Consider the following 25,378-nt stretch of genomic DNA (forward strand, 5'->3'; position numbering starts at 1 on the left):
GAAATGCCCCGCGAAACTTAGTCGATGCGTTTGGCCGACTTGATGATCACAGGGTCGACAGGCACGTTTTGCATGCCGCCTTTGGTGGTGGTTTGCGAGTTGACGATGATGTCGACCACGTCCATGCCCTTGACCACTTTGGCGAATACCGCGTAACCGGCATCACGGCCCGGGTCGAGGAAAGCGTTGTCAGCCACGTTGATGAAGAACTGGCTGGTGGCCGAATCCGGGTTGGAGGTGCGCGCCATCGACAAGGTGCCGCGAACGTTGTGCAGGCCGTTGCTGGCTTCGTTCTTGATCGGTGCCTTGGTGTCTTTCTGCTGCATTTGCTGGGTGAAACCACCGCCCTGAGCCATGAAGCCCGGGATCACACGGTGAAAAATCGTGTTGGTGTAGAAGCCGCTGTCGACGTACTCAAGGAAATTCTTGGTACTGATCGGCGCCTTGACCGGGTCCAGTTCGATTTCGATCTGGCCGTTGGTGGTGTCCAGCAGCACGTGCGGCGCTTTGGCCGGGGTGGCAGCCATCAGGTTGGCGGCAAACAGCACGGTGCCGGCGGCGAGGGCGATTTTTTTCAGCATGGGTCAGTGATCCTGAGGATGAATATCGGCTGCGGCAAGAAACTCCAACAGCGTTTGATTGAAGCGTTCGGGTTGATCGAGCGGGGTGGCGTGGCGCGAATCGGCGATCACCACCAGCCGCGCATCGGGCAGCAGTTTTACATAGGTTTCTTTCAGCGTGACGGGTGTGTAGTCACGGTCGGCGCTGACGATGAGCGTTGGACAGGTCACTCGGGAAAGTCGTTCCTGAACACCCCAGCCAACAATCGCATCGAAGCTGGCGAGATAAGCACGTTTGTCGTTTTTTGCCCAGCGTTCAGCCATTTTCTGCCGCAGAGCGGCCTGTTCCGGCTTGGGGAAAAGTTTACTGCCCAATGCCTTGCCGATAGTTGCCAGGCTGAGCACGCGCATCAGGCTCCAGCGTTTGAACCACTGCCAATAGTCATCGCGTGAACGCAGTTTGACCTCGGGCGCGCTGTTGACGATGGTCAGGCTCTTGAGCAGTTGCGGCTGATCGACACCCAACTGGAAACCGATCATGCCGCCCATGGACAGGCCGATGTAGTGCACCGGACCGAGGTTCAAGTGCTCGATCAGTGCGACCAGATCGGCGCTGAACCCGGCGATGCTGTAGCGCTCTCGGGGTTTGTCCGAGCGCCCGTGGCCGCGGATGTCCGGGACGATCACCCGGTAGTGCGCGGCCAGCGCGGGAATCTGCATTTCCCAGTCCAGCGTGCTCGAGCCGAGCCCGTGGACCAGCAGCAGCGGTGTGCCGTGGCCATATTCCTCGTAATGCAGGTTGCAACCGTCGTGTTCGAAATACGCCATCGGTGAACTCCGTGTCAGGCTTGTTCAGGTGCGGCGAACGGTGCATCCAGCGGCAACGTGTCGAAGGTGCGCAGCAGTTCGATGAGGATTTGCGTCGCCGGGCCCAGCGGTTTGTCCTTGTTCGAGTACAGATAGAAACTCGGGTTGCGGCTGCCACCCTGATCCAACGGTAGCAGCTTGAGCGAGCCTTCTTTCAATTCCCGTTCGATCATGTGCCTTGGCAACCAGGCAAATCCCAGACCGCTGCTGACGAAGGTCGCGGCGGTGGCGAGACTGCCGACGGTCCAGCGCTGCTCGGCGCCGAGCCAGCCGACATCCCGTGGTTGTTGGCGGCCGGAGTCACGGATAACCACTTGCATCTGGGTTTCCAGGTCCTGGAAGCTCAGTTCGCGGTTCAAACGATGCAAGGGATGTTCCGGATGGGCGACGGCAACGAACTCGACATCGCTCAATTCTGCGCCGAGGTAACCGGGAATGCTGAGCCCGGTGATGGCCAGGTCAGCCACGCCTTCAAGCAAGACTTCCTCCACACCCGACAGCACTTCTTCGCGCAGGCGTACCCGGCAGCCACGGCTTTGCGGCATGAACGCCGTCAGTGCGCGGACGAGGCGAGCGCTGGGGTAAGCCGCATCGACGACCAAACGTACTTCGGCTTCCCAACCTTGCTCCATATGGTGGGCGAGGTCTTCCAGTTGGCTGGCCTGTTTCACCAGTTGTCGCGAGCGGCGCAGCAGAACGCCGCCGGCCTCGGTGAGCACTGCTTTACGCCCGTCGATGCGCAGCAACGGCACACCGAGTTGGTCCTGCATGCGGGCGACGGTGTAGCTCACCGACGATTGCGAACGGTGCAGAGCCTCGGCGGCCTGGGCGAATCCGCCGTGGTCGACCACGGCCTGCAATGTTCGCCATTGATCAAGGGTCACGCGGGGCGCTTTCATCAATAGCTCCTCTTGTCCTAAGCTGGCTGTCCCTCATGGAGACTGCCGAATGAAAAAATTCTGTTGTGTGCTGCTGGCGCTGCTGCCGCTGACGGCGTTTGCGTATCCGATCGACGTGCAGAAAGACCTCAACGACATGAAGATCGACTACGAGACCTTCGACACCGACAACGACATTGGCTCGATTCGGGTGGCCAACTACGGCGATGTCGATGCGACCTGCAAAGCGGTGTTCAATAATGGTCCGGAAGCGCCACGCACCCGTACCATCGATGTGCCCGCCGGCAAACACAAGAACGCCACGGCCAAGTTCACCCGCGAGATCATCAAGCTGCGCATCAAGCTGACCTGCACGCCGAAGTAGTACCAGTCCCTTGTGGGAGCGAGCCTGCTCGCGAATGCGCTGGATCAGTCAACGTGTGTGCCGACTGATATTGCGTATTCGCGAGCAGGCTCGCTCCCACAAGGGTGAATGCATCTAAACGAATTATTCGATGCTTTGCAGCAATTATTTGCGCTTTTTCATCGATACGATACTGCTTAACCTTCACTCCATCGACCTACAACATTCTCGGATGGAGGCTACACAACATGTCCCGCGTTCTGATCATCGAAAGCAGCGCCCGCCAGCAAGACTCGGTTTCCCGTCAGCTGACCCAGACCTTTATCCGTCAGTGGAAAGCGGCGCACCCGGCCGATCAGATCACTGTCCGTGACGTTGCCGTCAACCCGGTTCCGCACCTCGACATCAATCTGCTGGGCGGCTGGATGAAACCCGCCGAACAGCGCAATGACAGCGAGCAGTCCTCGCTGGACCGCTCCAACGAATTGACCGACGAGCTGCTCGCCGCTGACGTGCTGGTGATGGCCGCGCCGATGTACAACTTCGCGATCCCCAGCACCCTCAAGGCCTGGCTTGACCATGTGCTGCGTGCCGGCGTGACGTTCAAGTACACCGAAACCGGCCCGCAAGGCTTGCTCAGCGGCAAGCGTGCCTACGTGCTGACGGCTCGCGGCGGCATCTACGCTGGCGGCCCGGCCGACCATCAGGAACCGTACCTGCGTCAGGTGATGGGTTTCATCGGCATTCACGACGTGACCTTCATCCACGCTGAAGGCATGAACCTGGGCGGCGACTTCCAGGAGAAGGGCCTGAACCAGGCCAACGCCAGGCTTTCTCAGGTCGCTTGATATGTTAATCGCCAGATAATCACTGGATGTTCTAGTGCTCTGGCGCAACCCCTTCAAGGCTTTACGCGCATCGAACCTCCCTTTGCACTTGTTGCTCCTGAGTGCTGTAGCCCGATTGAACGCATTAGCGAGATCGGGCTTTTTTTTGCCCGGGATTTGCAGGCGGACACAGCGCCTACAGGGGATTTGTGCGTATCCAGTCGATTCGCAGTGAAACCAAAAAACCGCTATCGTCGCCGCCATTCAAAACAGGGGCGACCATGGGCTATCTACTTTTTGTCACGCTGATCCAGGCGTTTTCCTTCAGTCTGATCGGCGAATACCTGGCCGGGCATGTCGACAGCTACTTCGCGGTGCTGGTGCGTGTGGTGCTGGCCGGGCTGGTGTTCATCCCGCTGACACGCTGGCGTTCGGTGGAGCCGGCGTTCATGCGCGGCATGCTGCTGATCGGCGCGTTGCAGTTCGGCGTGACCTACGTCTGCCTGTACCTGAGCTTTCGCGTGTTGACGGTGCCGGAGGTGCTGCTGTTCACCATCCTCACGCCGCTGCACGTGACCCTGATCGAAGATGCCTTGAACCGGCGCTTCAACCCGTGGGCGCTGATTGCTGCACTGGTGGCGGTGGGCGGCGCAGCGGTGATTCGCTTCGACCGGATCAACCCGGACTTCTTCATGGGCTTCCTGCTGTTGCAACTGGCCAACTTCACCTATGCCGCCGGGCAAGTGTTGTACAAGCATCTGGTGGCCAAACACCCGAGCGATCTGCCGCACTACCGTCGCTTTGGCTTCTTCTACCTTGGCGCACTGGCGGTGGTGTTGCCGGCGTTTCTGTTGTTCGGCAAATCGAACTTCCTGCCGGAGGCGCCGCTGCAATGGGGTGTGCTGGTGTTCCTCGGTCTGGTCTCGACCGCACTGGGCTTGTACTGGTGGAACAAGGGAGCGTGCATGGTCAATGGCGGCACATTGGCCGTGATGAACAACCTGCATGTGCCGGTGGGGTTACTGCTGAATCTGCTGATCTGGAATCAGGATGAGGAACTGGGAAGGTTGTTCCTTGGCGGGAGTGTCATCCTTGCCGCTGTATGGATCAGCCGGTTGGGCATCCGTAAAACCCCAGCCACCGCATGATCCCTGACTGAAAAATATCCCTGTGGGAGCGGGCTTGCCCGCGATAGCGGAGTACCAGTCGATGAATTCATTGCTGACACTCCCTCATCGCGGGCAAGCCCGCTCCCACAGGTTTCAGTGGCGCTACATAATATGTTTTTCAGGCTCTGGGATGCTGGCCGCGCCCAATACCGCCGGCAACAACCCCGAGCGCAAATCCCCGCCACTCGGCTGCTGATACAAGCTCAGTCCAAACTCCGGCAGCACTGCCAGCAGGTAATCGAAAATATCCCCCTGAATCCGCTCGTAGTCCGCCCACACCGTGGTGCGGGTGAAGCAGTAGATCTCCAGCGGAATGCCCTGCGCCGTGGTCTGCATCTGGCGAACCATGCAGGTCATGTTCGGTTGAATTTCCGGGTGGCTCTTCAGATAAGCCAGCGCATAAGCGCGAAAGGTTCCGATGTTGGTCATGCGCCGGCGATTCGCCGACATGGCCGCGACATTGCCCTGCGCCTCGTTCCACGCCTTGAGCTCGGCTTTCTTGCGGCCCATGTAGTCGGTCAGCAGATGCACCTGGGACAGCTTTGCTTCCTCGTCATCGCGAATGAAGCGCACGCCGCTGGCGTCGATGAACAGGCTGCGCTTGATCCGCCGGCCACCGGACTGCTGCATGCCGCGCCAGTTCTTGAACGACTCGGACATCAGACGCCAGGTCGGGATCGAGACGATGGTCTTGTCGAAATTCTGCACCTTGACCGTGTGCAGGGTGATATCGACCACGTCACCGTCGGCGCCGACCTGCGGCATCTCGATCCAGTCGCCGACCCGCAGCATGTCGTTGCTGGTCAATTGCACGCTGGCGACAAACGACAGCAGCGTGTCCTTGTAGACCAACAGGATCACCGCCGACATCGCACCCAGACCCGACAGCAGCAACAGTGGCGAACGATCGATCAGCGTGGCGACGATGATGATCGCGCCAAACACGTACAGGACCATTTTTGCCAGTTGCACGTAGCCTTTGATCGAGCGCGTACGGGCGTGTTCGGTGCGCGCGTAGATATCGAGCAGGGCATTGAGAAGGGCGCTGATCGACAGCAGCAGGAAGAGGATGGTGAACGACAGCGCCACGTTACCGAGGAAGGTCATCGCGGTTTTGCTCAGCTCGGGCACCAGATGCAGGCCGAACTGAATGACCAGCGACGGCGTCATCTGCGCCAGTCGCTGAAACACCTTGTTGTGACGAAAGTCGTTGATCCAGTGCAGGGCCGGTTGGCGACCGAGCATGCGGCTGGCGTGCAGGATCAGATAACGCGCCACTCGTCCGAGCACCAGCGCGATCACCAGTAAAACCGTCAAGGCAAGGCCGGCCTGCAAGATCGGATGTTGTTCGAGGGTGCCCCAGAGGTCCTGGGCGTTGAGCCAGAGCTGTTTGAAATCCATAAGAGAAACGATTCTTCTGTAAGACGCGATGGCCGATTAGAGCATTTAAGACGCCATGTATTACCGTTGGATACAAATCGAGCAACAAAAAAGCCACTGATTCACGCCGTTTGTATAAAGAAACTCGGCCTGAGCGCTCGAAACCGGTAACCTATGCAGCTGTTTTTTTGCATATCTTCGAGGTAGCACCCGTGTTTTCCCAATTCGCCCTGCACGAACGCCTGCTAAAAGCTGTGGCCGAGCTGAAATTTGTCGAGCCAACGCCTGTGCAAGCCGCGGCCATTCCGCTGGCGCTCCAAGGGCGTGATTTGCGGGTGACTGCGCAAACCGGTAGCGGCAAGACCGCCGCGTTTGTACTGCCGATCCTCAATCGCCTGATCGGCCCGGCCAAGGTTCGAGTCAGCATCAAGACCCTGATCCTGCTGCCGACCCGCGAGCTGGCTCAGCAGACCTTGAAGGAAGTGGAACGCTTTGCGCAGTTCACGTTCATCAAGTCCGGCCTGATCACCGGTGGTGAAGACTTCAAGGTCCAGGCCGCCATGCTGCGCAAGGTGCCGGACATCCTGATCGGCACCCCGGGCCGGATGATCGAGCAACTGAACGCCGGCAACCTCGACCTCAAGGAAGTCGAAGTGCTGGTGCTCGACGAAGCCGACCGTATGCTCGACATGGGTTTCTCCGAAGACGTGCAACGTCTGGTCGACGAATGCCCGAACCGTCAGCAAACCATGCTGTTCTCCGCCACCACCGGTGGTTCGGGCCTGCGCGAGATGATCGCCAAGGTGCTGAACAACCCTGAGCACTTGCAGCTCAACGCGGTCAGCCAGCTGAATTCGACCACCCGTCAGCAGGTGATCACCGCTGACCACAACCAGCACAAAGAACAGATTGTGAACTGGCTGCTGGCCAACGAGACCTACCAGAAAGCCATCGTCTTCACCAACACCCGCGCCATGGCCGACCGCATTTACGGCCGTCTCGTGGCTCAGGAATACAAGGCGTTCGTGCTGCACGGCGAGAAAGACCAGAAGGATCGCAAACTGGCGATCGACCGTCTGAAGCAGGGCGGCGTGAAGATTCTGGTGGCTACCGACGTTGCGGCCCGTGGTCTGGACGTTGATGGCCTGGACATGGTGATCAACTTCGACATGCCACGCAGCGGCGACGAATACGTGCACCGTATCGGTCGTACCGGCCGTGCCGGTAACGACGGTCTGGCGATCTCGCTGATCTGCCACGGCGACTGGAACCTGATGTCGAGCATCGAGCGCTATCTGAGGCAGAGCTTCGAGCGCCGCACCATCAAGGAAGTCAAAGGCACCTACGGCGGACCGAAGAAGGTCAAGGCCTCGGGCAAAGCCGTTGGTGTGAAGAAGAAAAAGACCGACGGCAAGGGCGACAAGAAGAAAACTGCCGCCAAGACGCCGACCAAGCGCAAGAGCGTCAACCGTCCCAAGCCAGACGCTCTGGTGAGCAGCGACGGCATGGCGCCGCTCAAGCGCCGCAAGCCGGCAGAGCCAGCGGCTGAGTAAGTCGTTTCAGGCGCATAAAAAACCCGGACAGTGTCCGGGTTTTTTTATGGCCGGGATTTGTCAGCTCCCGAGCAGACCGCTGGTGTCGGCATCAAAACGTTGCTTTGCCTTGTCAGCGGCCGGTTTCAGCAACGCGAGCAGCGCGGCCTCGCTGTACAACCGGGTTGTCGCCAGTTCCTTGGGCGTCGGCTCAATCGGAATCAGCAGATCTTCACCGTCCGCGTGCAGCCAGATCGCCACAACGTGCAGTGCCGAGACGAACAGCAGCCGCGGTTCCACGGTTTTGCCCTGCAATGGCGGCGACTGCTCTGCCAGTTTCAGCGCACCGACAGCAGCGGCGGCGAGTGTCCCGTGGTTCAACGAGGCAAACTCGACGTGGCCGCGTACTTCGGCCAGTTGCGCATCGGCAATCGTTACGCCATCGGCGAAGACCAGGTAATGCCAGTCGCCCATCCGAACGTCTTGCAGACCTTTGCCGTTGCTCAAATCCTCCAGACTCAGCGAGTAACCGCGCCAGGCCTCGCTGAGGCTGATCTTCGCAGGTGAGGCGTTAGCGAATTGGCGGTTAGCGCCAAAGCCTCGGGTTTGCAGGGTGGCTTGCAGAGCCGGACGCAAGGTCTGTACGCCGTTGGAAGGCGCCTTTGGATAAGTCAGGTTCATAAGGTCGCCCCCTGGTTTTTTGCGGTGAAGTAAGTGTTGGTCCAGTTGCCGCCGCCGTTGTATGAACGGGGGAATGTGTTCAGCGCGCGAGTCGAATAGCCGTAGATCGAGTCCGCGACCAGTACGTAGTTGCCATTGGTGCCGTAGATCGTCAGGAAGTGCGCACCACCGCCGTACCAGGCACAGCGCAGGCCGACCGGGCGGCCCATGTTGATCTGGTTCTGAATGGCCGACATCTGCAGCGACCCCTGATTCATGCCGTTATAACTGCGCGTGGTGCGCAGGGCGGTGTCCAGATAGCCATAGACGTTGCACGGCCCCGGCTGATTGCAGCAGTTGCGGTTCAGCTCAGAACTGGCAACACCGCACTGAGTCCACGACCCGGTGCCGTAATAGTTGCCGACTGAAGCGGAAACGGCCGCCCAACACCAGTTGGTCTGGGTTTGCTTCTGCATCGTGAAGTTGAGGCTGCCTGCGGCGAGTGAGCGGGGCTGCGCCGCTGCTTCGACGTCGACCAGTTGCGGGTCGATCAGGTGGCCGATAAGACACCTTGGCAGGGTCTCGGCGGTAAAACGGGTTGCTTCATTGGCTAACATTTTTCAATCCTCCATGAGTGAAAACAAGCGTCCAGCTTGTGAGTGTGTTGCGGTATTGCTGAGCTATCGGTGCGTAAGGGTTGCCATGTTGGATGGCGCGTTCCGATCTCCTTGCTCGAGGTAACCTTAGCCTGAATATGCATTTGTGCAACAAAATAAATGCACTGATGCATTTTTAAGATCAAAAGATCGCAGCCTTCAGCAGCTCCTACAGGTGGGCCATCAATCCCATGTAGGAGCTGCCGAGGGCTCGGGCCGCGTTCGGACGATCTTTTGACTTTTAGCTGTCTGCTTTCTTCTCAGCCGAATTCAGCTCTTTCAACCGCTGATCAATCAACTGGCACTTGTCCGGCAAATCCGCACTGGCCGTGCCCAAGTCCATCTTCTGCAATTCAGCATTGATCTCTTTGGCCTTGGCTGGATTCTGTTCGGTGAGCCGGGTGACTTCCTTGGCCAGTTGTTCACGTTTGGCCGTGGCTTCTTCGGGCGTGCAGGCCCAGACGGGCAGGGCGCAGGCGAGGGTGGCAGCGAGGGTGAGCTTGATCAGGGTTTTCATGGGAGCAGGCCTCAGTTCCGGTTAAGGCGGGTAAAACGGTTGAGGGCTTTGGCCTGTTAAAAGTTCAGTCTCGCTCCCATCAATCCTCCGCAGACTTTATGGGAGCGAGGCTTCTCACGATCGCGATGACACGGCATCAAAGACTAACTGGCGTGGCAGCAACTGGATCGGTTTCCCCCTTCATACCTATCATGATGGCGCACCCATTCCATGATCTCGTCCTCATTCCTGCCCTTGGGCGTGAGGTCGAGGTAGTTGTAAGCGCCAACCAGCATGTCCAGGCCTCGGGCATAGGTTGAGTAGGTGTGGAAAATCTCACCTTTATCATTGCGATAAAACACGCTCAGCCCCGGCAGCTCCTCCTCCGCGCTGTCAGTCTTTTCGTAGTTGTAGATAGCCTTTCCAGCTGCAACCTCTTCAGCATCTGGGCAAACGCCGAAGTCATAGTTGAAGTCGCAACCTTCTGACGACACCCAGTCAAACTTCCAGCCCATCCGCTGTTTAAAATCCTGGAATTCGTTGAACGGCGCATGGGAAACGGCAACCACAGCAATGTCGTGATGGGCCAGATGCTGATTGGCGCCATCGATGTGGTCGCTGAGGAACGAGCAACCCTTACAACCCTGCTCCCAGCCCTTGGCGAACATGAAGTGGTAAATCACCAGTTGGCTGTTTTTGCCGAACAGATCGGCGAGTCTTAGTTCGCCCTTGGGGCCCTGGAAGTGGTAATCCTTGTCAATTTTCACCCAAGGTAATGCCCGGCGTTCAGCGCTGAGGCGGTCGCGTTCCCTGGTGAACGCTTTTTCATTAGCCAGGTGCTGCTTACGGGCGGCGAGCCATTCTTCGCGCGATACCACCGGATGATTCTCAACGTTCATGATGATTTCTCCTGCGGGGTTGAAACCGTCTGTTTCAGACTAGTCGTTTAACCCGCCGGGAATTCGACAGACCGCCGGTCGGTCGCCGCGCAAAATGCGGCTGAACGGCTGTGGCGCGTCCGGGTCACAACCTATGAACGCGCCCTAAATCACGCGCACCGGAGGTTGAATCAGGATGACGACTTATAACTGGGATTTGATTGAGCGATTGCTGCATGAAGTGCAGAACAGCGCTGGCCATAGTTTCGCCCCTCGGGCGTACGCGGAGGATTACGCGGCAGCGAAAGCCAGCGCCGGTGAGCCGATCGAGAATTTGGATCACTTGAAAACGCTGGCCTGTGAATATGAGCGGTTGCTGCTGTTGCGCGGCTACATCGAGCAACGTGGCGAAGATGAAGGCAGCACCGGCAATAACTTCAGTCTGACTCCGCGAGGATCGAGCCTGTTGAGCCTGATCGACAGCAGCATTCCCGGGAATGACCATCCGCGTCAGGTGCTGGATGAACAGGAAGATGCACTGGCAGAGGGGACGTTTGATGAAGTGGCGTCCAAAGCGCAGATAGCCTGACTTCGAAGTAATCTCCCTTGTGGGAGCGAGCCTGCTCGCGAATGCGTAGTGTCAGTCACCCTCATAGTGTTTGATACAGCGCTTTCGCGAGCAGGCTCGCTCCCACATTGGTTTTACATTGATCTTAATTATTTCGTGCAGCCCTCAAGCACTTCAGATCATTGAAATCTTTACGCACACCCTCGATCTTCTTCAGCAACCGTTTACGCTGCTGCGGCGTACTCTCGGCCATCAGGTCGACTGCCATTGCTCGACCTTGTGCCTCGGTGTTGGCGTAGGCCTTGCGGTAATCCGCCGTCCACAAACTTTCGCGGTTGATCAGAAGGGTCTCGATACGTTGTGGGAATTCGGGACTTTTGCGCTGTGCAACCGCAGCGCTGAACTGCTTCTGCCAGTGCTCACGGTTGGCAATCCATTGGGTGTTCTGATCGCCCAAAGCGTTAGTCCAAGCCAATACCCGCTCTTTTTGTGTCGGGCTTAGTGGGCCGAGCCAGTCGTTCAGACGCTTCTCCATGCGCCCGCCACGTTCCTTGATCTGCTCGGCCAATGGCGGTTCGACGTAATTCTGCTGGCGTTTGCGCAGATCCTTGGCGAACGCGTCGTTCATCTCCGCCACCTGCTTATCGTCCAGGCCTTGCAGAAGTTCGATGGCTGACGGGGTGATCTCCCGCGCAGTTTCGGCAATGGCGTTTTTGGCTTCCACGGTGCGCGCCTGAAGCGCTTCGTCAGTGACCTGATTGGTTTCGACCATCGTTTGCAAACGATCCAGCCAGTCGAGATAGCCCGGCAATTGTGTGGTGCAGTGCCAGCTCAGGTGTTCCTGGAGGCGCTCGTTGAACCAGCCCTTTTGCTCGCCGTTCATGTCCAGGTAGTCGCCAAGCGTCCACGGGATAATCACGTCGAGATTGCGATACGCCAGGCCGACGCGGCTACAGGCGCCAAGGGCGAGGGTGCAAATCAACAAGGCAGCGATGTGTTTGAACCAGCGAGACATAGGCGAATCCTTGCGATGGCCAGCCGTAGGGTCTGATTCTCATGTGAACGCAGAATGAGCCCGGCAGTTCAGCCAATCAATAGAACGCGCGTGCAGCCTTGAGTGTGACGAGGCCATCGCACTCGCTGTTGTGCCCGGAATAGGCCGAGCAATCGCTGCCGCTGAGGCTGGAGTTGCTGTAGATCAGGTCGAGGTCGACGCCCATGAAAGGCCGGGACAACTTCACCGACCAATCGGTAAAACTGCTGACGTAACCACCGTCCACCGCTACCGGCGAATTCAGTTGGTGGGTGGTGTATTTCATGCTGACACCAATGCCGAAGGGTTGATTGCCGCGCAGATCGGCAAACAGCGTGTTGTTCTGTTTATCCGGATCGTTGCTCAAGGCAATGCCGAACCGGCTGCCGAGCAGGGTCAGACCACCGAACAATTCCTGGCTGTCGAGGGTGTCCACTTTGGGATAGCTGTAGTGGATCATCCCCACTTCGTAGCCGAGGGTTTCGTCGAAAGGTTGTTTGAAGCCGACGTAGGAATCGATTTCGAGGTTCTTGCCCGGCGTGATGCCCATGCTCGGTGCGTACTGGCCGATATAGAGGCCACTGTCGTGGCTGAGGTCGAGTCCGCCATGAAAGGAGCCGGTGGACGCCGGTTTGACCAGTCCTTGCGCCATGCTGCGCGTGGGCGTGGTGCCGAGCTTTAGGTCGAAATCACCGAGTTCACGCTGGAAAATCTGCGCGTGCGCAGTCGAACAAGCCAGCAGGCCAGCGAGCGATAAACAGGATGATTTGCGCATGCGTCACTCCATGTACAGCGAGCGCAGGGCAGCGAGCCTGCTGAAACGCTTGATCTAGACGCGTGCAAGGATACCGGCGAATGCTCGGCATTGATGGCCGTTCGTCGATTTTCAAAGAATGGATAAGTGTTTTTTTAAGCGGAGGGGGATTTTGCGGTGCCAGTCCAGACGCTTCGAAGCTCAAAGCGCCTAGGGACGGGTATATTACCGGGGATTACTTCTTGCCCAGGCTGATCTGCTTGGACGGACCGAACGTCTGGCCGCTGACGCCTTTGGCAATTTGCTGGATCTCGCCGCCGGACTTGAGGAACAAAGCAATCTGATCGTTGATCGATTCGCTTGTTTCAACGGCTGGGGCTGGCTTTGCTTTGCTGGTGGATGCTTTTACACGCATGGCGGCCATTAACCTGTAGAAGAGTAACTCGGCCAGGCATCGTACAGGAATAACTTGACAATAGCTCGGTAAATATCCCCCGGAATAACCAACCTTCAAGGTGGATTATTCTCGGTTAAATATCCGAAATATTTCGCTAACCTGCTGTTTTAGTTAAGAACATCTGTGCATTGCGGTGCTGTGGCGGTCTTGCGCTGGGCACCGAATCAGTCTGACGAGTGGCACGGCGTGCGTGCCCGACCAAGGAGAATCAAGGCGTTGCGCAGATTTTCCCGGCCTCGCCGTTTTGCCGGCGAACGTTCACGGTAAAAACGGGTAGAATGCCGCCCACGCAATGAGGGTTTTGGAAATGGCTTTAGTCGGGCGCTACAACAGTTTGCAAGTGGTTAAACACACTAACTTCGGTTTATATCTGGACGGCGGTGCCGACGGCGAAATTCTTTTGCCCAACCGTTATATCCCTAAAGATATTCCCAGCGAAGATGAAGACTGGCTCAACGTATTTGTTTATCTGGATAGCGAAGACAAACTTCTCGCTACCACTGAAAAACCGAAAGTTCAGGTCGGTGAATTCGCCAGTTTGAAAGTTGTTGAAGTCAACAGCATCGGTGTGTTCCTCGATTGGGGCTTGCCGAAGGATCTGTTGCTGCCGTATTCCGAAGAGAAGCGTCAGATGACTGCCGGCGAATATTGCGTGGTGCATGTCTACCTCGACAAACACACCCGTCGCATCACCGCCACTGCGCGACTGGATCGCTACCTCGACAAAACCCCGGCCACCTACAGCCCGGGTCAGGAAGTTGATCTGCTGGTTGCCGAAGCTACCGATATGGGCTTCAAGGCAATCATCAACAACAAGCACTGGGGTTTGATTCACAAGAACGAAATCTTCAAGTTCATGCGCGCCGGCATGAGCGAAAAAGGCTTCATCAAGGAAGTGCGCGCCGACGGCAAGATCAGCCTGAGCCTGCAACCAGTTGGCCAGGAAGCGGCGAGCAGCCTGAACTCGAAGATTCTGACCAAGTTGCGCGAAAATGACGGCACCCTGCCGGTCAGCGACAAGAGCGATCCGGCATTGATCAGCAGTCTGTTCGGTGTCAGCAAGGGCAACTTCAAGAAGGCCATCGGTTCGCTGTACAAGGAAGGCAAGATCGTCATTCATGCGGATCGCATTGAACTAAGCTGATCGCGCACCAGCCCCATGTAGGAGCCGCCGAAGGCTGCGATCTGTTGATCTTCAACGGCAGAAGATCGCAGCCTGCAGCAACGCCTACATTGAGGGTCGTATGATGAAGAAAGCGCTGATTGCTTATTCTGCAACGCTGGTGACGTTTCTGTTGCTCGACGGGATATGGCTTGGCCTGCTGATGGCGCCGACCTATCGCGAACTGCTCGGTCCATTGATGCTCGAAAAACCGCTGCTCTTACCGGCAGCGGTTTTTTATTGCCTGTATGTTTTCGGTTGCGTGGTGTTTGTGGTGTTGCCGGCGCTGAGATGGCAGAAGGCAGCGACGATGGGCGCACTGTTGGGACTGGTGGCGTATGGCACGTATGACCTGACCAATTGGGCGACATTGCGCGGATGGTCGGTACAAGTGACTTTGCTCGATTGGGCGTGGGGGACGTTTGCCACTGCTATGGCTTGTACTGTTGGTTTTGTCGTGTCGAAACGGCTGGTGAAGTCAGACTCCTGAACAGCGCTGATTGAGCTGACGTCATCGCTGGCAAGCCAGCTCTCACAGGGTTTTGTGTCGAGCACGAGATAGGGGTAGGCGCCACGAACTTGTGGGAGCTGGCTTGCCAGCGATTGGCGGCGCAGTCGACAGCCATTCACCACTGACGCAGCAAGGGAATTAAATGTCTTTTCCAGACGGCTTTTTCTGTCGCACTGGTTAATAATCGACGCCACGACTCTTCGCCCCGGACATTGATCCGGGGTTTTGTTTTGACCAATGGATGGCTGCCATGTTGTGTGTGTTCGAGGTGTTGCGGTGATTGTCGAGCGGCGCAACGCCGACCGTTTTGCCCTGCAGGTGATGATCGGTCTGTGCCTGATCTGGGGCGTGCAGCAGGTGATGATCAAGTGGGCTGCACCTGACATCGCACCGGTGATGCAAGCGGCGGGGCGCTCGGGGATTTCTGCGTTGCTGGTCGGATTGCTGATCTGCTGGAAGGGCGGTTGGGATCAGGTCGGGAGCACCTGGCGCGGCGGCTTGCTGGCCGGTGCGCTGTTCGGGCTGGAGTTCTTCTTTATCTCCGAAGGCCTGCAACTGACCACGGCAGCGCACATGTCGGTGTTCCTCTACACCGCGCCGATTTTCACCGCGTTGGGCGTGCATTTTCTGCTGGCCAGTGAGCGTTTGCGACCGTTGCAGTGGTTGGGGATTTTGCTCGCCTTCATCGGTATCGCGATTGCATTTGCCGGTGGTGTGTCGTGGGACAACCTCGATCGGCGCATGTTATTGGGCGATGCCTTTGGTGTATTGGCCGGTGCCTGTTGGGGCGCGACCACGGTGGTGGTGCGCGCCTCGCGACTGTCGGAAGCCCCGGTGACGTTGACCCTGTTCTATCAGTTGATCGTCGGCTTCGTCGGCCTGCTGTTGATCGCACTGTTCAGCGGCCAGATTGGCCATGTCAACCTGACCGCAGTGGCGGTGGCCAGCGTGCTGTTTCAAGGGCTGGTGGTGTCGTTCTTCAGCTACCTGGTGTGGTTCTGGTTGCTGCGGCGTTATCTGGCGGCCAACCTCGCGGTGTTCTCGTTCATGACGCCGCTGTTCGGCGTCACCTTCGGCGTGTTGCTGCTCGGTGAACAACTGAGCCTGAACTTCGTCATCGGTGCTGTGCTGGTGCTGCTCGGCATCACTTTTGTCAGTGCCGAGCAGTGGCTGCATCGGCGTTTGCGCAAAGCACTGGGCCAGTAGCCGTCGATTGCATCGCCAGACCGCCGGCAATCAGCAAACCACTGCCGGCGATCACCAACGCCGGCTGCAAGCCACCGCTGAAATGGCTGCTCAGCGCGGCCAGTAACGGGCCGCTGAGCTGGCCAACGGCGAAGCAGGCGGTGAGCATGCCGGCATTACGCTGGGTGGCGTGCGGCGCCAGTTCCCGCGAGCGTTGCATGACCAGTTGCATGCAGGCCAGGAACGGCGTCCCGCAGAAGATCACGCCCAGCGCCAACCCCCAGCCGCTGCCCAGCAAGCAGGCGAACACCCCGGCGCCTTGCAGCCACAACGTCGCCATCAACCAGTGACGCGTGGTGTGCGGTTCGTGACGACGCAGGCTCACCAGTAAAACGCCGATGGCGGCGCCGAGGCCGAAGCAAGGCCAGAACAGATCGGCCTGCCATTGCCCGTGAAACTGCACGTTGGCCATTTGCGACAGAAACGTGGCCGGAATGATGTAGCCGACGCCATACAGCGCGTAAATCAACGCCAGATGGCCAATGCCACGATTCGCCGGGCTGACGGCCGCTGCATCAGCTGCCTTCGCGGCGACCGGTTGTGGCAGGAGTCGCCAGACCCCCAACATCATTACCAACGCGGCCGCGGCATAAATCAGCCACAACGTCGCGGACGTCTGGTTCAACAGATGTGAGACCAGTGCCAGCAACCCTGTCAGAAAAATCCCCAGACCCGGCCCGGCAAATACCAGCGCTCCCAGCCGTGGGCGACCCGCTGCCACCGCCAGTGGCTGACTCAGCGCGGTAATCATCACCAGCACCCAGGCACTTGCCACACCGGTTCCGAAGCGCAGCAGCAGATGTGCCCAGAAGCCATTCGCCCAGAACGACGCCAGTGTCAGCAGCACACAAAGCCACAAGCCGCCGTGCAGGCGCCGCTGCACCTGTTGCGCACGATGGGCAAACATCGCGTCCACCGCCCCGAGCAAGTAGCCGAGGTAATTGGCCGCGGCAATCAGACCGGCGGCAGTCAGGTCAAACTGCCCCTCGCTGAGCAGGTGCGGCATTTGCGGGGTGAGGGCGAAGCGCCCGATGCCCATGGCCATCATCAGGGCGACGAAGCAGGCGGATAAGCGAATCAGCGGCGACATGGTCTGGATTCCGTTGGCAAGATCAATGACCGTCAGGCTAGGACTGATTGACTTTCTTTAAAATTGAATAATAGTGAGTAACTTGTTCTGTTATGGAGAAAGGTTGTGGAGTTTAGCCAACTGCGGATTTTTCAGGCAGTCGCCGAGGAAGGTTCGATCACCCGCGCCGCCGAACGCCTGCACCGAGTCCCGTCGAATCTGTCGACGCGGCTCAAGCAGCTTGAAGAGCAAATGGGCGTCGAATTGTTCGTCCGTGAGCGTCAGCGTTTGCAGCTATCGCCTGCGGGAAAAGTCTTGCTGGACTACACCGGCAAACTGTTCGCCCTGCGCGATCAGGCCAGCGCGGCGGTGATGGGCGGGCAACCGGCGGGGGATTTTGTGCTGGGCACGATGTACAGCACCGCAGCCATCCATCTGCCGGCATTGCTGGCGCGCTATCACAAGCAATATCCGGCGGTGAACCTGCAAGTGCAGTCGGCGCCGAGCGGTGAGTTACTGGAAGGTTTGCTCACCGGGCGCCTCGACGCGGCGTTGGTAGACGGGCCGCTGCAACTGGCCGGGCTCGACGGCGTGGCGCTGTGCGAGGAAAGGCTGGTGCTGATCACCGAGATCGATCACCTGCCCGTGCACAGCGCCAGTGATGTCGAAGGGCGCTCGGTGTTCACCTTTCGTCGCGGCTGTTCCTATCGCATGCGACTGGAGGCATGGTTCGCTCATGCCCACGCGGCAATGGGCCGGGCGATGGAGATCGAGTCCTATCAAGGCATGCTCGCCTGCGTGATTGCCGGCAGCGGGGTGGCGCTGATGTCGGAGTCGATGCTGGCCAGCCTGCCGGGGCGCGACAGCGTCGCGGTGCATCCGTTGGCCGAGCCGTTCGCGGGTGCGACAACATGGCTCATGTGGCGTCGGGGCATGGTCGGCGCCAATCTCAATGCGTGGATAGAAGTGCAGCAAGCTGTCTATCCCGCACCTTTGGTTGAATCCCTGGAAACGGCTTGAACCAATGGTGGCGCACTCTGTTCAATTCAGTAACAGATCATTGCGGATTTGGCCGAGCATTGCGTAGGACTTCGGACTATTATCAGTGCGAAGCGGCCTCAGAATTCCGGTCGCTCAGCACTACCCTGAAGGGGGCATGACGATGAAAGAGAAAATTCAGAACTGGCTGCATGATTTGGGTGTTGCCCTCGGCTTGATCGAACCGCCTCTGCAACCGGTACCGATCCGCACTGACGACGAACAGCGTCGGCGCCAACCTCGTCGGCGGTAATGTCCCTGATGTGAAGGGTCAATAGACTCAAGATCAAGAGATCGCAGCCTTCGGCAGCTCCTACAGAGAAAAGTGTAGGAGCTGCCGAAGGCTGCGATTTTTTGTTTTCAATGCCGCCCGATCATCAGCAAAAACCGGCTCAAGTCATTTGCGGTCTTCGCAGTTTTGAGCAGGTGATCTTCTTCAGCGGTGAAAGCTGTCAGGCCGAATTCATCTTCCAGATGAAAGATCAGGTCCTCGATATCAGCTTTCTCTAATCCCAACTGCGCCAGGCTGGTGTTGTCATTGAATTCGCGGTTCTCCAGCAGGCGGCGGATATACCGATGCACGGCGGCACGTACGGCAGCTCTTCTCATGGCAGATATTTCGTTGTTGTTTGACTGATTACAGCAGGCATCAAGGTTGTTGCCGCAGCCATTCGTCCATCATCGAGCGTGGCTGAGCTCTTTGCATCGAATCTTCACCAGCACTTTCCTCCAGGCGAAAAAAACGGGTGTGGCAACCGACGCCACACCCGTCGAAGAAAGCATCAGTTGTTACATCGAACTTAGATCGCGCTGGCCACCGTCGCAGGGCGCGGCGACAGCAGGCTGACCACCACAAAACTCACCAGACCCACAGCCAGGCTGTAGTAGATCGGGGTGTTGGCGTCCAGACCGTCCTTGAACATGAACAACAGCGCGGTGGCAAAGCCCAGGCCCATGCTGGCGATGGCGCCGGAGGTGGTCGCGCGTTTCCAGAAGATCGCACCGATCAGCGGAACCAGCATGCCGCCCACCAACAGGTTGTACGCCAGGGTCAGGGCGCTGATCACGTCGTTTACCACCAGCGCGATGCCCAGTACGACAACACCGGTCAGCAGGGTGAACAGACGGTTGATGCGCAGGCTCGATGGCTTGCCGCCACGCAGTTTCGGCAGCAGGTCTTCGGTCAGCGTGGTGGCGGCGGCGAGGAGGCCGGCGCTGGCGGTGGACATCATGGCGGCCAGTGCGGCAGCGATCACAAGGCCTCGGATGCCGTCCGGCAGCGACAGTTTGACGATCGCGGCGAACGCGTTGTTGACGTTGTCCAGATCCGGGATCAGCACGTGAGCGGCCATGCCGATCAGGGCGCAGGCCAGACCGTAGAGGACGCAGTAGACGCCCGCGATGCTGCCGGCGTACTGGGCGACTTTGGCAGTCTTGACGGTGAACACCCGTTGCCAGATGTCCTGACCGATCAGGATGCCGAAGAAGTAGATCATGAAGTAGGTGATGATCGTGTCCCAGCCGATGCTGGTGAAGTTGAACGCGGTGGCCGGCAGTTTCAGCACCAGCTCATCCCAACCGCCGACGCGGTACAGGCAGATCGGCAACAGGATGAACATCAGGCCCACGGTCTTGATGATGAACTGGACGATGTCGGTCAGGGTCAGCGACCACATCCCGCCGATCGCCGAGTAGACCACCACTACACCACCGCCGAGCAACACCGAGACCCAGAAGGGCAGGTCGAACAGCACTTGCAGCACGGTGCCGATCGCCAGGATCGAGGTCACGCCGATCATCAGTGCATAGGCCAGCATGATCACCGCGCTCGCCGAGCGGGCCATCGGGTTGTAGCGTTTTTCCAGGACCTGGGTAACGGTGTAGATCTTCAGTTTCAGCAGCGGCTTGGCCAGGAACAGGTTCAGCGCAATGATGCCGCAACCCAGTGCCGCGCACAGCCAGAAACCGGAAATGCCATGCACGTAGCCCAGACGCACGGTGCCGACGGTGGACGCGCCACCCAGCACCGTCGCGGCCATGGTGCCCATGTACAGGCTCGGGCCCAGGTTGCGACCGGCAACGAGAAAGTCCTCGTTGGTCTTGGCCTTGCGCATACCGAAATAGCCGAGCAAAAGCATGCCGGCGGCGTAGATGAGGACGACGAATAAATCCAAAGCCATGATGGCGTGTCTCCGATTGTCTTTTTTATGGTGAAACAAAATTGGTTCGATGGAGCTGCCCTGTGTGGGAGCGAGACTGCTCGCGAAGGCGATCTGTCAGTGACATCCATACTGGATGTGCCGAAGTCTTCGCGAGCAGGCTCGCTCCCACAGAGGAAAAGTGTCAGGCCAGTTCGGGCTTCGCTGAGGGGGGCATGAATTGGCTGCGTTCATCCTTCGGGCCGTAAACCGCCGCCGGCTCCGGAAACAGGCGCAGCAGCGTCAGATACACCACCGAGGCCAGCCCCAGGGTCACCGGCAAACTGATGTCGATGCCGCCCGCCAACTCACCCAGTGGGCCGACGAACTGCCCCGGCAAATTGACGAAGAACAGGCCCACCGCCGCGCTCGGAATCCACGCGCCCAGGCCCCGCCAGTTCCAGCCGTGGGTGAACCAGTAGCGTCCGCCCTGCTCGCCGCGCGTGAACACTTGCAGGTCATCCGGGCAGTAGAAGCCGCGACGCACCACCAGGCCGATGATCATGATCACCATCCATGGCGTGGTGCAGGTGATGATCAGCACGGCGAAGGTCGACACGCTCTGCACCAGGTTCGCCGCAAAGCGTCCGATGAAGATGAACGCAATCGACAGTACGCCGATCAGTAACGTCGCCTTGACCCGCGAGAGCACCCGCGGGAACACGCTCGACATGTCCAGACCGGTGCCATACAGCGACGTGGTGCCGGTGGACATGCCGCCGATCACCGCAATCAGACACACCGGCAGGAAGAACCAGCTCGGCGACACCGCCAGCAGACCGCCTACATAGTTGTTTGCCGCGATGTAGTCAGGTGCCTTGATCGCCACGATGGTTGCGGTGGCCAGGCCGAACAGGAACGGGATGAGCGTCGCCAGTTGCGCGGCGACCACCGCCAGCATGATGCGGCCCTTCGGCGTTTCGCGAGGAATGTAGCGAGACCAGTCGCCGAGGAATGCACCGAAGGAAATCGGGTTGCTCATGGCCACCAGTGCCGCGCCGATGAACGCCGCCCAGAACCCGGCCTGACCCATGGCCACACTGCCGGCGTACTGGCTGTCGAAGGCGGGGGCAAAGGCGAAGATGCCGAGCAGGAACAACAGGCTCGCGGCCCACACCGCAATGCGGTTGACCCACAACATGAAGCGAAAGCCGTAGATGCAAACCGTCAGCACCAGCAGCGCGAACAGCCCGTAGGCCAAGCCGAGCGTGAGGTCGGTTTCCGGCAGGTCGAGCAGGCGTTTGGCGCCGCCAACCAATGCATCGCCCGAACTCCACACCGAGAGCGAGAAGAACGCGATAGCGGTCAACAATGACAGGAAGGAACCAACGATCCGCCCATGCACGCCGAAGTGCGCACCGGAAGACACGGCGTTATTGGTGCCGTTGAGCGGGCCGAACAGGCCCATCGGCGCGAGGATCAGCGCACCGACCACCACACCCAGCACAATCGCCCAGACGCCAGCCTGAAAAGACAGACCGAACAGCACCGGGAAACTGCCGAGCACAGCCGTGGCAAAGGTATTGGCGCCGCCGAAGATCAAGCGAAACAGGTCGCTGGGCCGGGCGTCACGCTCATGATCCGGGATCTGTTCGACCCCGTTTGTTTCGATGCTGCTAAGGCGTTTTTCATTGTTGTTGTTATTCATGATCTGCTCCGATCATCAGGCGCGCTCATCGTGCGTGAGCGTCACCATTGGCTAAGGGGGTGGCAGCCCTTCCGGCATTGCGGACAAATGTTCGTGGCAGGCCAGCCAATGGCCTTGTTGTTCTAGGCTCGACGTTTGTTTCTTGAAAACAATCGTCTCGCGCTCCTGGCTGAAGTGTTGCTCCCCTTGCATGCGCAGCTCGGTGGCCACGTCATGGATGAAAATCGCCACGTCACCCTGCAGGCTGACGAAGGCGTTGCTCGAGGTGCAGGAAAGCACCTCGAAGCCATCCTCGGTGCGCCAGCTGTCCCACAACGCCTGATAGGCATCGCGCGACAGCAGTGGCTGTTCGAGGGTGTAAAACACGAAGCTGGCGTCGGCGCTGAACGCGCCGAAGTAGGCTTCGCGATCATTGCGTGCGAAGGCTGAAACCAGCTCGGCCGCCGCATGCAAAACCTGATCATGATCGTTCATGACCCGACCCTCAGCGATGAACCACGCCAGGCAGTACGCAGAGCATTTCGTACAGCAGGTTGGCGGCCAGCAGCGAGGTGTTGCCGGTGGTGTCGTAAGCGGGCGAGACTTCTACCAGATCGCAACCGATCAGGTCGAGGCCTTGGCAGCCGCGAATGATCTCAATGGCCTGAATGGTCGTCAGGCCACCGATTTCCGGGGTGCCCGTGCCAGGCGCCCAGGCCGGATCGATGCCGTCGATGTCGAAGCTCAGATACACCGGACCACCGCCGACTTTCTCGCGGACTTCGGCCATCAGCGGCGCCAGCGACTTGTGCCAGCACTCTTCGGCCTGCACCACGCGGAAACCCTGATTACGGCTCCAGTTGAAGTCATCCGCGGTGTAACCCTGGGCGCGCAAACCAATCTGCACCACACGGTCACAATCCAGCAGGCCTTCTTCGACGGCGCGTCGGAAGGTCGTGCCGTGGGCGATTTTCTCGCCGAACATGTGGTCGTTGACGTCAGCGTGAGCGTCGATGTGTACCAGACCCACCTTGCCGTGCTTTTTGTGAATCGCACGCAGGATCGGCAGGGTGATGGTGTGGTCGCCACCCAGAGTCATCGGAATCACGTTGTGTTCGAGGATGTTGTCGTAGGCTTCTTCGATGATGCGCACGGCATCGAGCAGGTTGAAGGTGTTGATCGCGACGTCACCGATGTCGGCGACCGACAGCGAATCGAACGGCGCAGCACCGGTGGCCATGTTGTACGGGCGGATCATCACCGATTCGGCGCGGATGTCACGCGGCCCGAAGCGAGTGCCAGGGCGCAGCGAAGTACCGATGTCCAGCGGCACGCCTATAAAGGCAGCGTCCAGGCCGGCAGCGGTTGGCAAGTGGGGGAGTCGGAGCATGGTGGCGATGCCGCCGAAGCGCGGCATTTCGTTGCCGCCCAGTGGTTGGTGAAGAATCTTGTCCACGGGTAGGGCCTCATCGTCTTTGTTTTATTTATGTCGGCGCGCCGTTCAGCAAAGGTTCGGACGCCGCTGTGGGGCCGATTCTGCAAAATGTAGTGAGGGGGAAGAATCGCTACGGGCAAATACTTAGTTCAGATTTTTCTAAACTAATGGCCAGGCCCACGCTAGACTTCTCCCACTGCTGATTGCCTATGTAGGAGCTGCCGAAGGCTGCGATCCTTTGATCTTCAGCGGCCCCAAGGCTGGCAAAAATCAAGATCAAAAGATCGCAGCCTGCGACAGCTCCTACAGGGTTGTGGTTTAAATCTGGATGATGTGTGGAGCAAACATGGCCAACGCTTTACCCGACCTGAAACTATTACGCATCTTCGTCAGCGTCGTGCGCCATCAGGGTTTCGCCAACGCCCAGCAGGAACTCAACCTGTCGACCTCGGCGATCAGCACCTACATGAGCCAGCTCGAAGCCGCGCTCGGCCTGGTGTTGTGCCATCGCGGCCGCGGTGGTTTCAGCCTCACCAGCAAAGGGGAACTGTTCCATCAGGAAACCCTGCGTCTGCTCGCCGAGCTCGAAGGGTTTGAGCAATATGCCGCCGCGCTCAAGGGCGAATTGCGCGGCACGCTCAACCTCGGGGTGATCGACTCCACCGTCAGCGACAAAGCGTTGCCGTTCGCCGAAGCCATCGGCGCCTACAGTCAGGAACACCCGGCCGTGCATTTGCACCTGTCGGTAATGAGCCCCTACGAACTGCAACTCGGCGTGCAGGACAACCGCCTCGACCTGGCCATTGGTGCGTTCTCCACGCGCATGAGCGGTCTGATTTACATGCCCCTGTACCGCGAACAGCACTGGCTGTATTGCAGCAGTCGTCACCCGTTGTTTAACGAGCGACGGATTCCCGAGCAAGTCATCACCCAGCAACGCATGGTCGGTCGTGGCTACTGGAGCCAGGCAGAGCTGGCTCGCCACGGTTTCAAACACAGCGCGGCGACGGTAGAAAGTATGGAGGCGCAGTTGATTCTGGTGCTGTCCGGCGCTTACATCGGTTATCTGCCGGAGCACTACGCCCAGGCCTGGGCCGACAAGGGCGATTTGCGCGTGTTGCTGCCCGCGACCTTCGGCTACCAGGCGCCGTTTTCGATGATCATGCGCCGTGGCCGCAGCCGCGAACCGCTGATCCAGACTTTCCGCGATTTGCTTAAAGCCCAGCTCAACCAGGCGTAAAAATGATGTCCAGAGTCCAATGCCCGCGCTGCCTGCGCCCACAAACCCATTGCCTTTGCCCGTTGATCCCGAGCCTCGACAGCCGCACCCGGGTGTTGCTGTTGCAGCACCCGAGCGAGGTCAATCATGCGTTGAACACTGCGCGCCTGGCCGCGCTGGGGCTGACCAACGCCGAGCTGATTGTCGGTGAGGTATTTGAGGATTTGCCGACACTGCTGAACCGGCCGGGCTATCAGGCGCGGTTGTTGTTCCCCGCTGACGATGCGCAGCCGATGCAGGTTTATGGCGCGTCTGATGAACCGCTGTTGCTGGTCGTGCCCGACGGCACCTGGCGCAAGGCGCGCAAGATGCTGCACCTCAATCCGCTGCTGATGGCGTTGCCACGGGTGACGCTGGCGGAAGGCGGGGTGTCGCGGTATCGGTTGCGCAAGGCACCGGGCCCCGGGGCGTTGTCGACCATCGAGGCGATTGTGCAGGCATTGCAGACGCTTGAAGCGCCAGCGTCTTTCGAACCGTTGCTGAAACCTTTTGAAGCGTTGATCGAGGGGCAGATTGCAGCGATGGGGCAGGAGACGTTTCAGCGTAATCATGCTGAAAAATGATCGGTGCTTTTGCTGGCCTTATCGCTGGCAAACCAGCTCCCACAGGTTTTGGTGATGTTCACAGGTTTTGTGTTCGACACGGGCACTGTGGGAGCTGGCTTGCCAGCGATAAGGCCAGATCATTCACCACAAAATCCAGACCAAAAGATCGCAGCCTGCGGCAGCTCCTACA

29 protein-coding genes are annotated in these 25,378 nt (G+C 58.9%); 12 read left to right on the forward strand and 17 right to left on the reverse strand.

The genetic code is table 11. The annotated features are described in order from the left end of the window. Positions 1-17: 17 nt before the first annotated feature. Genes AB4P97_RS02845 through AB4P97_RS02855 form a run of 3 tightly spaced genes read right to left on the reverse strand, consistent with a single transcriptional unit; the run spans position 18 to position 2,326 of the window. On the reverse strand, positions 18-581 hold the full coding sequence (locus tag AB4P97_RS02845; RefSeq protein ID WP_042558122.1) for a peptidylprolyl isomerase: 564 nt from the start codon (positions 579-581) through the stop codon (positions 18-20). A gap of 3 nt (positions 582-584) precedes the next feature. Beyond that, a complete protein-coding gene (locus AB4P97_RS02850) occupies positions 585-1,388 on the reverse strand; it encodes an alpha/beta fold hydrolase (RefSeq protein WP_042558123.1) in 804 nt (267 codons plus the stop codon). 14 nt (positions 1,389-1,402) lie between these two features. Beyond that, complete coding sequence (locus AB4P97_RS02855; protein ID WP_042558124.1) at positions 1,403-2,326, reverse strand: LysR family transcriptional regulator; 924 nt, start codon at positions 2,324-2,326, stop codon at positions 1,403-1,405. 49 nt (positions 2,327-2,375) lie between these two features. Between AB4P97_RS02855 and AB4P97_RS02860 the strand changes: the two genes are divergently transcribed. The 3 genes from AB4P97_RS02860 to AB4P97_RS02870 all read left to right on the forward strand — a co-directional run bounded on the left by AB4P97_RS02860 (position 2,376) and on the right by AB4P97_RS02870 (position 4,644). Further along, entirely contained in the window at positions 2,376-2,690 is a 315-nt protein-coding gene (locus AB4P97_RS02860) for a hypothetical protein (RefSeq protein ID WP_042558125.1), read from the forward strand. A 227-nt stretch (positions 2,691-2,917) separates the two neighbouring features. Continuing rightward, complete coding sequence (locus AB4P97_RS02865) at positions 2,918-3,517, forward strand: FMN-dependent NADH-azoreductase (protein WP_042558126.1); 600 nt, start codon at positions 2,918-2,920, stop codon at positions 3,515-3,517. 260 nt (positions 3,518-3,777) lie between these two features. Continuing rightward, a complete protein-coding gene (locus tag AB4P97_RS02870) occupies positions 3,778-4,644 on the forward strand; it encodes a carboxylate/amino acid/amine transporter (RefSeq protein ID WP_115147866.1) in 867 nt (288 codons plus the stop codon). 123 nt (positions 4,645-4,767) lie between these two features. Here AB4P97_RS02870 and AB4P97_RS02875 read toward each other — a convergent pair whose 3' ends face one another. After that, positions 4,768-6,066: a mechanosensitive ion channel family protein gene (locus AB4P97_RS02875; protein ID WP_210622195.1), complete on the reverse strand. Its 1,299-nt coding sequence runs from the start codon at positions 6,064-6,066 to the stop codon at positions 4,768-4,770. A gap of 191 nt (positions 6,067-6,257) precedes the next feature. Between AB4P97_RS02875 and AB4P97_RS02880 the strand changes: the two genes are divergently transcribed. After that, on the forward strand, positions 6,258-7,598 hold the full coding sequence (locus AB4P97_RS02880; protein WP_395602050.1) for a DEAD/DEAH box helicase: 1,341 nt from the start codon (positions 6,258-6,260) through the stop codon (positions 7,596-7,598). A gap of 60 nt (positions 7,599-7,658) precedes the next feature. Here the strand turns inward: AB4P97_RS02880 and AB4P97_RS02885 are convergent, their stop codons facing one another. From AB4P97_RS02885 to AB4P97_RS02900, 4 genes are all read right to left on the reverse strand, one after another. Further along, entirely contained in the window at positions 7,659-8,258 is a 600-nt protein-coding gene (locus AB4P97_RS02885) for a hypothetical protein (RefSeq protein ID WP_395602051.1), read from the reverse strand. Then, positions 8,255-8,854, reverse strand: coding sequence for a papain-like cysteine protease family protein (locus AB4P97_RS02890; protein WP_395602052.1), 600 nt, complete (start codon positions 8,852-8,854; stop codon positions 8,255-8,257). Before AB4P97_RS02890 ends, AB4P97_RS02885 begins: the two co-directional genes overlap by 4 nt. Positions 8,855-9,134: 280 nt before the next feature. Further along, positions 9,135-9,410, reverse strand: a complete 276-nt coding sequence (locus tag AB4P97_RS02895; RefSeq protein WP_042558132.1) for a hypothetical protein — start codon at positions 9,408-9,410, stop codon at positions 9,135-9,137. 143 nt (positions 9,411-9,553) lie between these two features. Further along, complete coding sequence (locus AB4P97_RS02900) at positions 9,554-10,288, reverse strand: thioredoxin family protein (RefSeq protein ID WP_115147858.1); 735 nt, start codon at positions 10,286-10,288, stop codon at positions 9,554-9,556. A 175-nt stretch (positions 10,289-10,463) separates the two neighbouring features. Here AB4P97_RS02900 and AB4P97_RS02905 point away from each other — a divergent pair, with 175 nt between their 5' ends. Further along, positions 10,464-10,856, forward strand: coding sequence for a transcriptional regulator (locus tag AB4P97_RS02905; protein ID WP_395602053.1), 393 nt, complete (start codon positions 10,464-10,466; stop codon positions 10,854-10,856). A 124-nt stretch (positions 10,857-10,980) separates the two neighbouring features. Here the strand turns inward: AB4P97_RS02905 and AB4P97_RS02910 are convergent, their stop codons facing one another. The 3 genes from AB4P97_RS02910 to AB4P97_RS02920 form a co-directional block, all read right to left on the reverse strand. Further along, complete coding sequence (locus tag AB4P97_RS02910; RefSeq protein ID WP_395602054.1) at positions 10,981-11,850, reverse strand: DUF6279 family lipoprotein; 870 nt, start codon at positions 11,848-11,850, stop codon at positions 10,981-10,983. A gap of 76 nt (positions 11,851-11,926) precedes the next feature. Further along, positions 11,927-12,643, reverse strand: a complete 717-nt coding sequence (locus AB4P97_RS02915; protein WP_042558136.1) for a TorF family putative porin — start codon at positions 12,641-12,643, stop codon at positions 11,927-11,929. 214 nt (positions 12,644-12,857) lie between these two features. After that, complete coding sequence (locus AB4P97_RS02920) at positions 12,858-13,046, reverse strand: hypothetical protein (protein ID WP_181818528.1); 189 nt, start codon at positions 13,044-13,046, stop codon at positions 12,858-12,860. Between the two features lie 340 nt (positions 13,047-13,386). Here AB4P97_RS02920 and AB4P97_RS02925 point away from each other — a divergent pair, with 340 nt between their 5' ends. The 3 genes from AB4P97_RS02925 to AB4P97_RS02935 all read left to right on the forward strand — a co-directional run bounded on the left by AB4P97_RS02925 (position 13,387) and on the right by AB4P97_RS02935 (position 15,958). Beyond that, positions 13,387-14,223, forward strand: a complete 837-nt coding sequence (locus AB4P97_RS02925; protein ID WP_042558137.1) for a S1 RNA-binding domain-containing protein — start codon at positions 13,387-13,389, stop codon at positions 14,221-14,223. Between the two features lie 103 nt (positions 14,224-14,326). Then, positions 14,327-14,731, forward strand: a complete 405-nt coding sequence (locus tag AB4P97_RS02930) for a DUF2177 family protein (RefSeq protein WP_395602974.1) — start codon at positions 14,327-14,329, stop codon at positions 14,729-14,731. A 342-nt stretch (positions 14,732-15,073) separates the two neighbouring features. After that, a complete protein-coding gene (locus tag AB4P97_RS02935) occupies positions 15,074-15,958 on the forward strand; it encodes a DMT family transporter (RefSeq protein ID WP_395602975.1) in 885 nt (294 codons plus the stop codon). Here the strand turns inward: AB4P97_RS02935 and AB4P97_RS02940 are convergent. Beyond that, on the reverse strand, positions 15,906-17,087 hold the full coding sequence (locus AB4P97_RS02940) for an MFS transporter (protein WP_395602055.1): 1,182 nt from the start codon (positions 17,085-17,087) through the stop codon (positions 15,906-15,908). The genes AB4P97_RS02935 and AB4P97_RS02940 overlap by 53 nt on opposite strands. A 105-nt stretch (positions 17,088-17,192) precedes the next feature. Between AB4P97_RS02940 and AB4P97_RS02945 the strand changes: the two genes are divergently transcribed. Beyond that, positions 17,193-18,086 (forward strand): LysR substrate-binding domain-containing protein, encoded by an 894-nt coding sequence (locus AB4P97_RS02945; RefSeq protein WP_395602056.1) that lies wholly within the window; start codon positions 17,193-17,195, stop codon positions 18,084-18,086. Between the two features lie 142 nt (positions 18,087-18,228). Then, positions 18,229-18,357, forward strand: coding sequence for a PA1414 family protein (locus AB4P97_RS02950; protein ID WP_003184145.1), 129 nt, complete (start codon positions 18,229-18,231; stop codon positions 18,355-18,357). Between the two features lie 107 nt (positions 18,358-18,464). Here AB4P97_RS02950 and AB4P97_RS02955 read toward each other — a convergent pair whose 3' ends face one another. The 5 genes from AB4P97_RS02955 to speB form a co-directional block, all read right to left on the reverse strand. After that, positions 18,465-18,713, reverse strand: coding sequence for a phosphopantetheine-containing protein (locus AB4P97_RS02955; protein ID WP_042558141.1), 249 nt, complete (start codon positions 18,711-18,713; stop codon positions 18,465-18,467). A gap of 191 nt (positions 18,714-18,904) precedes the next feature. Continuing rightward, positions 18,905-20,284 carry a sodium:solute symporter gene (locus AB4P97_RS02960; RefSeq protein WP_047300224.1) on the reverse strand — a complete coding sequence of 460 codons (1,380 nt, stop codon included), beginning with the start codon at positions 20,282-20,284 and terminating at the stop codon, positions 18,905-18,907. Between the two features lie 163 nt (positions 20,285-20,447). Then, the gene (locus tag AB4P97_RS02965; protein WP_042558143.1) at positions 20,448-21,950 is read right to left on the reverse strand and encodes a cytosine permease; all 1,503 of its coding nucleotides are present in this window, start codon (positions 21,948-21,950) and stop codon (positions 20,448-20,450) included. Between the two features lie 51 nt (positions 21,951-22,001). Next, complete coding sequence (locus tag AB4P97_RS02970; RefSeq protein WP_042558144.1) at positions 22,002-22,424, reverse strand: nuclear transport factor 2 family protein; 423 nt, start codon at positions 22,422-22,424, stop codon at positions 22,002-22,004. A 10-nt stretch (positions 22,425-22,434) separates the two neighbouring features. Next, entirely contained in the window at positions 22,435-23,385 is a 951-nt protein-coding gene (speB, locus tag AB4P97_RS02975; RefSeq protein ID WP_395602057.1) for an agmatinase, read from the reverse strand. A 325-nt stretch (positions 23,386-23,710) separates the two neighbouring features. On the opposite strand from speB, the gene AB4P97_RS02980 reads away from it, so the two are divergent. Both AB4P97_RS02980 and AB4P97_RS02985 read left to right on the forward strand, forming a co-directional pair. After that, a complete protein-coding gene (locus tag AB4P97_RS02980; RefSeq protein WP_007914510.1) occupies positions 23,711-24,604 on the forward strand; it encodes a LysR family transcriptional regulator in 894 nt (297 codons plus the stop codon). 5 nt (positions 24,605-24,609) lie between these two features. Continuing rightward, positions 24,610-25,206, forward strand: a complete 597-nt coding sequence (locus AB4P97_RS02985; RefSeq protein WP_115147865.1) for a tRNA-uridine aminocarboxypropyltransferase — start codon at positions 24,610-24,612, stop codon at positions 25,204-25,206. Positions 25,207-25,378: the final 172 nt, after the last annotated feature.

The organism is Pseudomonas sp. A1230, from assembly GCF_044218825.1.
GTDB classification, from domain to species: domain Bacteria; phylum Pseudomonadota; class Gammaproteobacteria; order Pseudomonadales; family Pseudomonadaceae; genus Aquipseudomonas; species Aquipseudomonas iridis.